The 11,548-nt window shown below is 67.9% G+C and carries 11 protein-coding genes and 1 pseudogene; 5 read left to right on the top strand and 7 right to left on the bottom strand.

Going from position 1 to position 11,548, the window contains the following annotated elements; translation table 11 throughout:
- Nucleotides 1–83: 83 nt before the first annotated feature.
- On the bottom strand, nucleotides 84–650 hold the full coding sequence (gene folE / locus FG94_RS03490) for a GTP cyclohydrolase I FolE (protein ID WP_027867092.1): 567 nt from the start codon (nucleotides 648–650) through the stop codon (nucleotides 84–86).
- Between the two features lie 143 nt (nucleotides 651–793).
- Here folE and FG94_RS03495 point away from each other — a divergent pair, with 143 nt between their 5' ends.
- Nucleotides 794–1,645 carry a hypothetical protein gene (locus FG94_RS03495; protein WP_051996114.1) on the top strand — a complete coding sequence of 284 codons (852 nt, stop codon included), beginning with the start codon at nucleotides 794–796 and terminating at the stop codon, nucleotides 1,643–1,645.
- Nucleotides 1,646–1,648: 3 nt separating this feature from the next.
- On the opposite strand, the gene nudC is transcribed toward FG94_RS03495, so the two are convergent.
- Nucleotides 1,649–2,470, bottom strand: coding sequence for an NAD(+) diphosphatase (gene nudC, locus FG94_RS03500; protein WP_081925766.1), 822 nt, complete (start codon nucleotides 2,468–2,470; stop codon nucleotides 1,649–1,651).
- 174 nt (nucleotides 2,471–2,644) lie between these two features.
- Between nudC and FG94_RS03505 the strand changes: the two genes are divergently transcribed.
- From FG94_RS03505 to FG94_RS03515, 4 genes and pseudogenes are all read left to right on the top strand, one after another.
- Nucleotides 2,645–4,339, top strand: coding sequence for a carbamoyltransferase C-terminal domain-containing protein (locus FG94_RS03505; RefSeq protein WP_036207162.1), 1,695 nt, complete (start codon nucleotides 2,645–2,647; stop codon nucleotides 4,337–4,339).
- Nucleotides 4,336–4,798, top strand: a pseudogene (locus FG94_RS28535) (N,N-dimethylformamidase beta subunit family domain-containing protein); the annotation flags it as partial. The gene FG94_RS03505 and the pseudogene FG94_RS28535, both read left to right, overlap by 4 nt.
- A gap of 114 nt (nucleotides 4,799–4,912) precedes the next feature.
- Nucleotides 4,913–5,161 (top strand): N,N-dimethylformamidase beta subunit family domain-containing protein, encoded by a 249-nt coding sequence (locus tag FG94_RS28540; protein ID WP_036207165.1) that lies wholly within the window; start codon nucleotides 4,913–4,915, stop codon nucleotides 5,159–5,161.
- Between the two features lie 275 nt (nucleotides 5,162–5,436).
- Nucleotides 5,437–6,489, top strand: a complete 1,053-nt coding sequence (locus tag FG94_RS03515) for a glycosyltransferase family 9 protein (protein WP_036207169.1) — start codon at nucleotides 5,437–5,439, stop codon at nucleotides 6,487–6,489.
- A 41-nt stretch (nucleotides 6,490–6,530) separates the two neighbouring features.
- Here FG94_RS03515 and FG94_RS03520 read toward each other — a convergent pair whose 3' ends face one another.
- From FG94_RS03520 to FG94_RS03540, 5 genes are all read right to left on the bottom strand, one after another.
- Entirely contained in the window at nucleotides 6,531–7,685 is a 1,155-nt protein-coding gene (locus tag FG94_RS03520) for a glycosyltransferase family 9 protein (RefSeq protein WP_036207172.1), read from the bottom strand.
- Complete coding sequence (locus FG94_RS28050) at nucleotides 7,682–8,545, bottom strand: glycosyltransferase family A protein (protein ID WP_051996116.1); 864 nt, start codon at nucleotides 8,543–8,545, stop codon at nucleotides 7,682–7,684. Before FG94_RS28050 ends, FG94_RS03520 begins: the two co-directional genes overlap by 4 nt.
- The gene (locus FG94_RS28055; protein ID WP_036207175.1) at nucleotides 8,546–9,181 is read right to left on the bottom strand and encodes a DUF4254 domain-containing protein; all 636 of its coding nucleotides are present in this window, start codon (nucleotides 9,179–9,181) and stop codon (nucleotides 8,546–8,548) included.
- Nucleotides 9,182–9,363: 182 nt separating this feature from the next.
- The gene (locus FG94_RS03535; protein ID WP_036207178.1) at nucleotides 9,364–10,521 is read right to left on the bottom strand and encodes an MFS transporter; all 1,158 of its coding nucleotides are present in this window, start codon (nucleotides 10,519–10,521) and stop codon (nucleotides 9,364–9,366) included.
- Between the two features lie 576 nt (nucleotides 10,522–11,097).
- Nucleotides 11,098–11,523 (bottom strand): organic hydroperoxide resistance protein, encoded by a 426-nt coding sequence (locus tag FG94_RS03540; protein WP_036207181.1) that lies wholly within the window; start codon nucleotides 11,521–11,523, stop codon nucleotides 11,098–11,100.
- Nucleotides 11,524–11,548 lie beyond the last annotated feature (25 nt).

An 11,548-nucleotide genomic window follows, 5' to 3' on the forward strand; every position in this document is an offset into this window, starting at 1 on the left:
GCGTCCTCCGAAAATCACTTGGAGGCCGGCGATCCGGAACAGGTTCCAAGGCGGGCCCGGCGGCCCGCCTTTACAGCTTAGTCCTAGTCGCGTGCCAGCGCCAGGAACTCGGTACGCAAAGCCAGGTTCGGTTGCAGTTCACCGAGCAGGGCCGAGGTGATGGTCTCTTCGCCGATGGCGCGGATGCCGCGGCTTTCCATGCACATGTGGCGGCACTTGACGACCACGCCCACCGCCTTCGGTTCCAGCACTTCCATCAGCGCGTTGGCGATCTGGATCGTCATGCGTTCCTGCACCTGCAGGCGCTTCGAGAAGATGTCGACCAGGCGGGTGAGCTTGGAGAGGCCGACGATCTTTCCGTTCGGCAGGTAGCCGACCGTGGCCTTGCCGAAGAAGGGCGCCAGGTGGTGCTCGCAATGGCTGTACACCGGGATGCCGCGCACCACGATCAGTTCGTTGTATTCCTCGGCGCCGTCCTCGAAGGCCTTGAGCACTTCGACGGGATCCTGGTCATAGCCCGAGGTCCAGTGTTTCCAGGCCTTCGCCACGCGGTGCGGCGTTTCCTGCAGGCCCGGACGGTCCGGATCCTCGCCCAGGCTGGTCAGCAGGCGGCGCCAGTCGTGTTCGGTGAAAGCTTCTTTGTCAGACATGGTGAACCTTAAAAAATCGATTGCCGCAAGTATATAGAAAATGCGCGAAGGGTTCCGGCGGCTGCCGGTTTATTGAGCAAAGTTAATGTCACCGCGCACAACAGCGGTAGCGTGGAAGGCGGTTCCAGTCCTGGGAGATCGCCATGTTCGGCAGCACGGTCCTCGAAGTCGCCATCGGTCTGACGTTTTGCTACGGCACCCTGGCGCTGGTCGTCAGTACCTTGCAGGAAGCGCTGGCGGCGGCCTTCAGCCTGCGCGCCAACATGCTGCTGGACGCGGTCAAGCGCATGCTGGACGACCCGCGCTGCGAGGCGCTGGCGCAAAGCATGTACGACCATCCGCTGGTCAATCCGCACGGCAGCACCACTGCCCGGCGCAAGCTGGCGGTACGGCCATCCTACATCGAACCGGCGCACTTCGCGATCGCACTGCTCGATTCGCTGCGCAGCAATCCGGCCATTCCGCTGCAGGCGGCGATCGAAGCCCTGCCCGACGAACAGGTCAAGCGCGTGCTGCTGGCCCTGTACCGCCAGTCCAGCGGGGACCTAGGACGCTTCCAGGAAGGCATCGCCGGCTGGTTCAACAGCGCCATGGAGCGCCTGTCCGGCGTCTACAAACGGCGCCAGCTCCTGATTTCCTTCCTGCTGGCCCTGCTGCTCACCATCCTGCTGAACATCGACAGCATCCACCTGTTCCAGACCCTGTGGCAGAACCCGGCGCTGGCAGCAGGGATCAAGGCCGCCCCGAGCGCGCTCGACGCCGAAGCACTGCGCCAGCTGTGGGCGATGCCGATCGGCTGGAGCAGCTTCCCGCCGCGGCTCGACAGCGCTTTTGCCCTGCAGGTGGCCGGCTGGCTGATCACTGCCGGCACCACGCTGTTCGGCGCCCCGTTCTGGTTCGACCTGCTGCAGCGCGCGGTGCAGCTGCGCGGCACCGGGGCCAAGCCGCAGCCTCAAGTCGTCGTACGCACGGAGAATGCGCCGGCGCAGTCCTGAGCGCTAGCGCCCTGGCGGGCGGTGCGAATCCACCAGGACGCTCGACACTGAAATGTGCGGCACCCGTTCGGGCCATTCGTCGTCCGGCCCGAACCAGCGCGCCTCCGAGATCTCCGACGTGTCGAGGCGGATCTCGCCATCCAGGTAGTCGGCCGTAAAGGCCAGCATCAGCGAATGCGGGAAGGGCCAGGACTGGCTCGCGAAGTAGCGCAGGTTCTGCACCCGCAGCCCCACCTCCTCGTAGACCTCGCGGTGGATCGCCTCTTCCACCGACTCGCCCGCCTCCAGGAAACCGGCCAGCGGCACGAAGCGCTTGGTCGGCGAGGCGATGTGCATCGCCAGCAGCACGCTGTCGCCCTTCCTGATCAGGACCATCATGGCCGGCGAGATGCGCGGGTAGGCCATGTGCCCGCACTGCACGCACTTGTAGCAGCGTTCGCCGGCCGCCAGCACGGTGCCGCTGCCGCAGGCGCCGCAGAAGCGGTGGGTGCGCGCCCATTCCGCGACCTGGGCGGCGCGCGCCGCCAGCCCCAGCAAGGCCTCGTCCATGTCCGCGAACAGCGAGCGCAGGCCGCGCAGGGCATAGCCCGGCGGCAGCGCCGGTTCGCTGTCGAACCAGCCCGTCTCGCAATAGCGCTCGCCGTACAGGCCGAGCGGCTGCAGGCGGGTACGGTCCACCTCCAGCCGGTCGAGCGTGGCGGCGTCGGGCAGCGCCAGGTCATGCTCGCGCACCAGCAGGCGGCCGCCGTGGAACAGGAAGCTCAGGGGCGCGGGGTCGGGACGTGGCGCGAACAGCGGCGTGAAGCTGGAAGGTGTCTGGAGCATGGTCGGATCGGCTAGGGCGGACAGGGCAATAACCCGATCATACCGCCTTTCGCGGCGCCCTTCTTGCGCCTCTCTTAAGAACCGATTCCGACACAAACGAAGTGAACTAATCCTGCTCAGCAGGCTCAAAGTTGGGCTGTTCGCTGCATCGCCCCCGACACCAGGAGATCACCGATGGACGACACCCCAGTTGTGCTTGGCATTAACCGGACCCAGGACGCCAGCATCTGCCTCATGCAGGGCTCGCACCTTGCCTGGGCCATCCAGAAAGAACGTCTCACACGTCACAAGCACCACTGGGGCAAGCCCGGCGACCTGCGCGAGCACTATGCGCCGCGCCTGCCCGGGCTCGAGCGCCCGGTCGACATCGTCGTCGAATGCTTCTCGTCCGATGAAGAAATCGGCAGCCTGCCCGTCTATGACGACGAGCTGGCCGCCACGCTGGTACTGGCGCGCGACAGCCGCCGTGCGCGCATCTCGCACCACCTGGCGCACCTGTACAGCGTGTTCCACCCCTCCCCCTTCGACGAGGCCGCGGTGATGGTCATCGACGGCCAGGGCAGCCCGGTCTCCGATTTCACCGAGCATTGGAGCGGCGCCGCCAGCACGCCCGGCGACTGGCGCGAGGTCTCTTCCTTCTACAGCGCCAGCCGCAAGGAGATCCGCTGCATCGGCAAGCAGGTCCGGCCGCCTGACGGCGCCCGCCACGTCGACGGCCGCCTCGTCGGCCTCGGCATGTTCTACTTCCTGCTGACCCAGGTGATCTTCCCGGGCGAGGGCAACGAAGGCAAGGTGATGGGCCTGGCCCCCTACGGCGACCCGGCGGCCCTGGGCCTGCCGGCGCTCGACGTCGAAGGCATGGCGGTCGGCATCCCGTCCGCCTGGCGCTCGCTGCTGCGCGAGCGCAGCCGCTTCCGCTTCGGCAGCGCCGAAGCGCGCTTCACCGACTGCGCCAACCTGGCCGCCGCCGGCCAGCGCGCCTTCGAGGACGCCTTGCTGGCGCTGGCGCACTGGCTGTACCGCCAGACCGGGGCCGAGCACCTGTGCTTCGCCGGCGGCACCGCCCTGAACTGCTCCGCCAACGAGCGCCTGCTGCGCGAGACCCCGTTCCGCCGCGTGTTCCTGCCGCCGGCGCCGAGCGACGCCGGCACCGCCCTCGGCTGCGCCATCTACGGTCTCACCGAACTGGCCGGCCGGCCCTGCGACTTCCGCTGGAGCGCCGACTACCTCGGCCCGCCACCCCAGCTGTCCGACATCGAAGCGGCGCTCGACGGCGCCACCGACCTGGTCGTGGAACGGCCGCGCGGCCGCGACGCCCTGTGCGCGCGCATGCTCGACCTGCTGTGCACCGGGCGCGTGATCGGGCTGTACCAGGGCCGCAGCGAATTCGGCCCGCGTGCACTGGGGCACCGCAGCATCCTGGCCGACCCGTGCCGCGACCGCATCCGCGACTGGATCAATGCGCGGGTCAAGCAGCGCGAATGGTTCCGCCCGCTCGCCCCGGTGGTGCCGGAAGAACGCGCCGCCGTCTACTTCGACGTGGCCGGCCCGTCTCCCTTCATGCAGTTCGCCGCGCCGGTGCGGCCCGAAGTCGCGCCGATGCTGCCGGCCATCACCCACGTGGACGGCACCGCGCGCCTGCAGACCGTCGGCCCCGCGGACGACCCGTTGCTGCGCGCCCTGCTGGCCGGCTTCGAGGTGCGTACCGGGGTGCCGGTGCTGCTCAACACCTCCTTCAATGGCAAGGACGAGCCCATCGTCGAGACGCCCTTCGAGGCCGTCGCCGCGTTCCGGCAGATGCCCCTGCACGCACTGGCGATCCCACCCTTCCTGGTGACCAAGCGCAGCGAGCCGGAGCTGCCGGTATGATCCGTGCCTACCCCGGACGCCCGAGCGTGCGGGCGGGCGAAACGCTCACCCTGCACGTCTCGGGCGACGAGCCGCGCTTTCGCATCGCCATCTACCGCTGGGAAGACGGACTGGTGCCCGTGCGGGTGGGCGCTTGGCTGCGCGCCGAGCACCTGCCCGACGGTCGCGCCGACGAAGACTGGCAGTGGCCGCCCTACCAGGTCGAGACCGGAGACGACTGGCCCTCGGGCGTCTACCTCGCCCATCTCGAGCTGCCGCAAGGCCAGCCCTTGCGGCTGTCCGCCGATTCTGCCGCCGCCCTGTTCGTCGTGCGCGCCAGGGCGAGCAAGACCATCCTGTACAAGCTGCCCGTCGCCACCTGGCACCCCTACAACTGCTCCGGCGGCGGCTGCTTCTACACCAATCCGCCGCGCTCGGCGCATTCGCCCGGCGCCCGCGTCTCGCTGCATCGGCCCGGTGGCGGCATCGGCGGCCTGACCTGGGGCGCGCAAGACCACGACGACCCGCGCTCCCCGCGCCAGACCTTCGCGCACTGGGATGCGCGCTTCATCCGCTGGATGGCGCGCTGCGGCTATGCGCGACACGCCCGGTTTCATCGTCCAGCAGCCCGGACACTGGATCTTCGCGGGCACCGGCCTGGCGCGCGGCGCATCGCTCGGCGCCGATACCTGGCCGCCGCTGCCGGGATACGAGTGCGACGGCGCACCGGTCGACCACATCGGGCCGGACGGCCAGGCCATCCTGTCGCCCTGGCGCGACGAGGCAGGGACGCCGGACGGCTACCAGTTGCTGGCTGCCTGCCCGCTCGACCGGCGCTGGTAGGCCATGGCGCCGGCGAGGGCATCCACGTCGCGGCGATGGGCATGTTCCGGCACGGCGGCACCGTGTTTTCCGCCGGGACCACCGACTGGGCGCAGGTGCTGGGCGAGGCACGCGACCGCAGGGTCGAACGCATTACCCGCAACGTCCTCGACCGCTTGTGCCACGCCTGACGCGCCGGTGACCGTGCAAGACCTGCTTGTGACTGCTGGAGACCGATCCGCCGCTGTGGTGCCTGGCTGTGGAATTTGCGCAAGGCTGGATTATTTGGAGAACACATGAATCGGCGTTCGTTCCTGCACCGTCACGCTATCCGCAGCGTCATCGTGTTTCGCGCCCTGCAGCTGGGGGACATGCTCTGTTCGGTACCTGCCCTGCGTGCACTGCGCACTGCCTTGCCGGACGCGCGGATCGTGCTCACGGGCCTGCCCTGGGCGGCGCAGTTCGCCCGGCGCTTCGACGCCTACATGGACGATTTCATTCCCTTCCCGGGCCACCCGCTGCTGCCAGAGCAGGCGGTGCGCCACGAGGAACTCACGGCCTATTATGCGTCCATCTGCGAGCAGGGTTTCGACCTCGCCCTGCAGCTGCACGGCAGCGGCGACGTGACCAACCATATCGTCGCCGGTTTCGGTGCCCGCGCCATGGCCGGCTTTACCCGCGGCGAAGCAAGCCAGACCGAGCGCACCCTGCTGGTGCCCTGGCCCGACGCGGGCGCCGAACAGGAGCGTCTGCTGATCCTGCTCGGGCGGCTGGGCGCGCCCGACGCCGGCACCCAGCTCGAATTTCCTCTGCGGCGCGAAGACATCGACCAACTCGACACCAGCAAGGTCGCCCCTGGCCTCGAGCCCGGCAACTACATCTGCATCCATCCCGGCGCACGCAAGCGCGACAAATGCTGGCCTCCGGAACGTTTTGCGGAAGTGGCGGACCAGCTCAGGCAGGAATTCGGCCTGGACACCGTGCTCACCGGTTCAGCCGACGAAGCCCCGCTCGCCCGCGCGGTCGCGGAGCACATGTCTTCGCCCGCGATCGAGGCTGCGGCGCCGATCTCGATCGGTGCCATGGCGGCCCTGATGAGCCGCTCGCGGCTGCTGATCTGCAACGACACCGGGGTATCGCACATCGCGGCCGGCCTCGGGCTGAACAGCGTGGTGGTGTTCAGCAAGGCGGACATTGCGCGCTGGGCCCCGCTCGACCGCCTGCGCCACCGCTGCATCTGGGATCCGGCCGCCGAGCGCGCCGCGGTGGTGCTCGAGCATGCCCGCGCCCTGCTTTCCGGGACGGAGCCGAGCGGACAACGCGCGACGGGCATGTGGCCGTATTGGTGAAGGCACCGACCCTGTTCACCGGGTCAGGATGCCGCATGGCTTCACGCACTCGATGCGACGGCAGGCTGGCTTTGCAACTGCGCGAACGCCAGCCCCAGCACTTCGTCGACCGAAATATCGTGCAAAAAGCTCTCCTGGTGCGGGCAGCGCGATGCGCGGTTGTCCGCGCCGCACACGCTGCAGCGTACCTGGGCCGAGACGGCAGCGCGCAGCAGGCCCGGCCGCAAGGGTGCGCCGTCGACCAGGTTCGTATGCCAGAACAGGCCGACGGCCGGGGTGCCGATGGCCAGCGCCAGGTGCAGCGGTCCGGTGTCGTTCGATACCACCAGCGCGGCACGCTCGAGCACGCCGCACAGGCCGCCCAGCCCGAGCTTTCCGGCAAGGTCGAGGGCCGGCTGACGCATGCCGCCAACGATCCGCCGCACCAGGCCGGCCTCCTGCGCGGTGCCGTTGACGGCGACCAGTGCACCGGCCCTGGCCAGCGCGTCGCCGACGGCGACAAAGCGCTCCGCGGGCCAGCAGCGGCGCGGATCGGACGATCCCGGCTGCAGCAGCACCAGTGGACGGTCACACCCCTGCGGCGGAGGCATCGTGGTCCCGTACTCGGCCAGCCGGCCATGCGCTGCGTCCCCGTGGTGGGCTGGCAGGACTTGCGCCGCGGCCTCGCGGTCCGCCGGCGTGACGGCCAGTTCGCGCTGCATCCACGGCAGCGTCGCGCCGGCCAGCGCGGCGATCTCCAGCAAGGCCAGCCGCCGGTTGGCCGGCTCGACGTGGGCAGCCCAGCGGTGGAGCGGTGGGGCACCGTCCGCGCGCGCGCCGACGGCCAGCCTGGCCTCCATGCGCATGACGAAGGGATTCGAGTAGCGCCCGCCGCCGTACATCTGCAGCACGATATCGAAGCCTTCCCCTCGCATGCGTTCGACGAAGCACGCGACCGCTTGCTGGTCGACCGGCTCGTCCACGGGCGCCCCGACGCCGGGAATGGGCGGCAAGACCACGACCCGGTCGACCGGTCCCGGCCGCCCTTCCAGGAAATCCGCGTGCCAGGCCTTGCCGAGGAATACCAGTTCGGCGTCCGGATAGGCGTGCTTCAGCGCGTGCAGGGCCGGCAGGACGAAGACGAAGTCGCCCACCGCGTTCGGCCGCAGGACGGCGATCTTCGCCACCCCGCCGAGCCGGGCCGCTTCGCCGTTCATGGCCGCTCCTGCGCCGGCGCCAGGGAAGCCGACAATGCCGCGGGATCGCCGTGCGGCAGCAGCGTCCAGGGCGCATCGACCCTGCGCTCTTTCAGCGTGGTGGGCAGCTCCATGTGATAGGCGCCGGAAGGCAGCATGCCGCAGCCGCCGAAGCGCGCCATGACGCGCAGCTGGGCCAGCACATCCTCGCCACAATGGCCGGGAGGCAGCGCGGGCCAGAAATCGAAGCCGCCGGCGGCGCGCAGCTTGGCGCTATCGAACATCACGCAGCCGCCCACCCAGGCCACGCGGTAGGCACGCTCCTGGTCTGGCGGGACGCCGAGACGGCGCTGCAGGTGGAACAGGTTGGCGGCGCTGTGCAGGTGATGGCGTGCCCATGCGCTACTGCCCGGCATTACCGTTTCCGGCTCGACGCGCTCTTCCCAGAACGTGAGCTGCTCCTGCGCGGGGCGTTCCTGGCCCAGGTAGCTCAGGCCATGCACCGCGCTGCCGGCAAACCCGCATCCCTGCCGCACGAGCAGGCCGTGCAGGCGCCTGACCAGGCCCGGCTCGAGGATGACGTCGTCGTCGACGAACAGGCAATACGGCGCCTGGACCTGCGCCAGCAGGAAGGCGCGCTGCTCCGCCATGCCGCGTCGCGGCAGGTGGTGCCAGGTCTCGAGCTGGTGTCCGCGCGCGCGTAGGTAGCGCAGCACGGCCACCACCTCGGCCTGCCCGAGGGCAGTGCTGCCCTCGGTCTGGTCGGACACGACGATGCGCAGCGCGGGATAGTCCTGTGCACCGATCGCTGTCAGCGTGACCGCCAGCGCTGCCGGCCGGCCGCAGGTGGGGACGAGGACGTCGATGCGCGACAGCGCCATTCAGCCGCCTGCCTGCGCCGCGCCGCCGGCCGCCTGCCCGTACAGGTAGGGGTTGAGCGCGGGATCGTTGTACATCTTGAACTGGCGGTAGACCTTGAAATAGGCCTGGCCGCTGCGCGCCTCGCGCAGCAGCTGGTCGAGGCAGGCGGCGAGGTCGTGGCGCTGGGTGATCAGGCGCTGCAGCCGGGCGCTGCACGCCTGCACGTGCGCCTGCCCCGCATCGCTGCGTTCGGTCTGCAGCCGCATGTGGTGGATCTTGAGCGACAGGATCGACAGCCGGTCGATCATCGCGCCGGGCGTCTCGCTCGACAGGCGCGCCCCCGGGACGGGCTCGGCGCAATGGGCAGCTGCGAGGCCGGCCAGCAGCGCTTCGTCGATGGCTTCGACCGCATCGTTGCGCTGCTGGTTGTAGCGGTCGATCAGGCGTTTGCTGGTGGCGATCTCGGCGGCGGGAACGTCGACTCGGCGTGCGCGGTCTTCTTCCTGCCACAGCAGGCAGTTGTAGCGGTGGTTGGCGTCGATGGCAGGCCAGGCCCCCGGGAGTTCGGCCGCGCGGTGCAGGCTCGGCCAGTCGGCCTGGGCAAGCTCGCCATCGTGAAACTGCGTCACCTCGGCTGCATCGATTGTGCTCGTCATGGCATCTCCGTGATCAAGGGGCTTGTCCGTTGGAGATGGCGCGGCGGGCGAAGTTCGGCCAGTGCCGGGACCGGCTTGGGATAGCGCAAACAAAAAAAACGCAGACGGCGCATGGCGCGGTCTGCGTTGGAAGCCGGCTTGCGCCGTGCGAGGATCGGTGCCGGCCGGAGCCGGCGGGAGACTTACTTCAGCAGCTTGGTACGGCTTGCCACGAAGGCGATGACCAGGGACAGGCCGCCGACGTAGGCGATGGCTGCCTGCATGCCGACGAAGTGGGCGACGGCGCCGATCACCGGCGGGCCCATCAGGCTGCCGCTGTAGGCCATGCTGGCGACGGCGGCCAGGGCCATCGGACCTTGTGCGCCGGCTGCGCTGAACACGAAGGGGAACAGCAGCGACAGGCCGAGGCCGGCGACCGCGAAACCGGCCAGGGCGACGTAGGCGTTCGGGGCCATCACGGCGAAGAACAGGCCGGATGCCGACACCAGCGAGCCGAGGGTGACCAGGCGCTGGGCGCCGAAGCGCACTTTCATCTTGTCGCCGACCATGCGCGACAGCAGCATCATGACCGAGAACGCGGACAGGGCCAGCGGCGCCAGGCCGTCCGAGGCGCCGAAGTGCTCTTTCAGGAACACGCCGCTCCAGTCGGCGATGCTGCCTTCCGACATCGAGCCCAGGAAGCCCAGCAGACCCAGCAGTGCCAACGGACCGCGCGGCAGCGAGAACGACTTCTTCTCGACCTTCTCGACGGAATCGTCGGCGTCCATCATGCTGAAGGCGCCCCACAGGACCAGGGCCAGCGGACCGGCCAGCATCAGGAAGTGGGTGCCCGGCGCGATCTTCATGCTGGCCATCAGGCTGCCGAGGGTGGCGCCCACCAGGCCGCCGGCGCAGGCGAGGCCGTGCAGCCTCGACATTTCCGCCTTGCCGGTCGTCTTCTCACGCTTGCTCGCGGCCGAGTTGATGGCGACGTCGAAGGTGCTGGCGGTGATGCCCAGCATCAGGACCGCCAGCATCAGGCGCGGCACGGTCGGCGCCATGCCGATCGACACCAGCACGCACAGGAGCGCCATGCCCGAGATCAGCGCCGACTTGCGGGCGCCGAAGCGGCCCATCAGGAAGGACGAGATCGGGTAAGAGATGACGGCGCCCAGGCCGCCGCACAGCAGAACCATCGACAGCGCCGAGTGGGATACCTGCACGCGCTCGGCCAGGGCCGGGATGCGGCCGGCCCACGAGCCCATGATCAGGCCGAACAGGGCGAACAGGACGGGAAGTGCGTATTGCTGGGTTTGCGCGAGACTGAAAGAAGAACGCGAAGTAGAAACAGTGGTGTGCATCGGCTTACGTGAATTGTTAAATTTTTTCGGGAGTTTTCAGCATTGCCAGCCCATCCTGATCGATTGAAATATTTAAGTCAGGAAGCTGATGGGAGGCAATTCTATACGCTCGGAAATTTTTTTGTTTGCCGTGCGGAAAAATTTTTATGCCGTTGTTTTGTGCCGACGCAAAGATGACAACACCATTAACGAACCTATACAAAATCCTGCAAAAGTAAGCATGAAATAGCGAAACAAGGCCTAAATGTAAGCAAATGCTTCAGTCCGCTTGCTCTCGTACTGGCCGCGCCGCCCGCTCTACATTGATTAAACAAACCGGCAAGGATTACATTTGGCGCAAATGGAATAAGCGATTAAGCAATTTCCTTCTCATTAAACAGGCGCCGCCTTTATCGATTATTTCGCTTGCCTATTTCCGTTATTCAGAAAATGAATTGTGAAATTGAAGAGCTCGCTAATTAAATGCCAGTTATATCCAGCAATAAGCAAAAGCGCTGTCAGAAAAATAAAAAGCCAGCCTGACCAGGCCTGATCGGCCCGGCAAGGCTGGCTTCCCCGTCCGGAAAACGGAACGCGTCAGACCAGCTGCAGATTCACGTCGATATTGCCGCGCGTCGCGTTCGAGTACGGGCAGACGATGTGGGCGCGCTCGACCAGGGTGCGCGCCTCTTCCGCGGGCACGCCCGGCAGGCTGATCTGCAGCGTCACCTCGATGCCGAAGCCGGTCGGGATCGGACCGATGCCGACGCTGCCCTGCACCGACACGTCCGGCGAGATCTTCAGCTTGTCGCGGGCCGCCACGAATTTCATCGCACCCAGGAAGCAGGCCGAGTAGCCGGCAGCGAACAGCTGCTCCGGATTGGTTCCGTCGCCACCCGCGCCGCCCAGCTCCTTCGGGGTCGACAGCTTGAGGTCGAATGCCTTGTCGGACGAGACGGCGCGGCCGTCGCGGCCGCCGGTGGCGGTGGCGCTTGCACGGTAGAGGACTTTTTCGATTGCCATGATGATACTCCTTTGCTGTTGGTGG

Origin of the sequence: Massilia sp. LC238, from assembly GCF_000735635.1 — a bacterium.
In the GTDB taxonomy this organism is placed as follows: Bacteria; Pseudomonadota; Gammaproteobacteria; order Burkholderiales; family Burkholderiaceae_D; genus Telluria; species Telluria varians.

What these genes read in the sequence shown, in the direction of transcription:
- folE (WP_027867092.1), bottom strand. Translation starts at nt 650, where the DNA reads ATGTCTGACAAAGAAGCTTTCACCGAACACGACTGGCGCCGCCTGCTG.
- FG94_RS03495 (WP_051996114.1), top strand. Translation starts at nt 794, where the DNA reads ATGTTCGGCAGCACGGTCCTCGAAGTCGCCATCGGTCTGACGTTTTGC.
- nudC (WP_081925766.1), bottom strand. Translation starts at nt 2,470, where the DNA reads ATGCTCCAGACACCTTCCAGCTTCACGCCGCTGTTCGCGCCACGTCCC.
- FG94_RS03505 (WP_036207162.1), top strand. Translation starts at nt 2,645, where the DNA reads ATGGACGACACCCCAGTTGTGCTTGGCATTAACCGGACCCAGGACGCC.
- FG94_RS28540 (WP_036207165.1), top strand. Translation starts at nt 4,913, where the DNA reads ATGCGCGACACGCCCGGTTTCATCGTCCAGCAGCCCGGACACTGGATC.
- FG94_RS03515 (WP_036207169.1), top strand. Translation starts at nt 5,437, where the DNA reads ATGAATCGGCGTTCGTTCCTGCACCGTCACGCTATCCGCAGCGTCATC.
- FG94_RS03520 (WP_036207172.1), bottom strand. Translation starts at nt 7,685, where the DNA reads ATGAACGGCGAAGCGGCCCGGCTCGGCGGGGTGGCGAAGATCGCCGTC.
- FG94_RS28050 (WP_051996116.1), bottom strand. Translation starts at nt 8,545, where the DNA reads ATGGCGCTGTCGCGCATCGACGTCCTCGTCCCCACCTGCGGCCGGCCG.
- FG94_RS28055 (WP_036207175.1), bottom strand. Translation starts at nt 9,181, where the DNA reads ATGACGAGCACAATCGATGCAGCCGAGGTGACGCAGTTTCACGATGGC.
- FG94_RS03535 (WP_036207178.1), bottom strand. Translation starts at nt 10,521, where the DNA reads ATGCACACCACTGTTTCTACTTCGCGTTCTTCTTTCAGTCTCGCGCAA.
- FG94_RS03540 (WP_036207181.1), bottom strand. Translation starts at nt 11,523, where the DNA reads ATGGCAATCGAAAAAGTCCTCTACCGTGCAAGCGCCACCGCCACCGGC.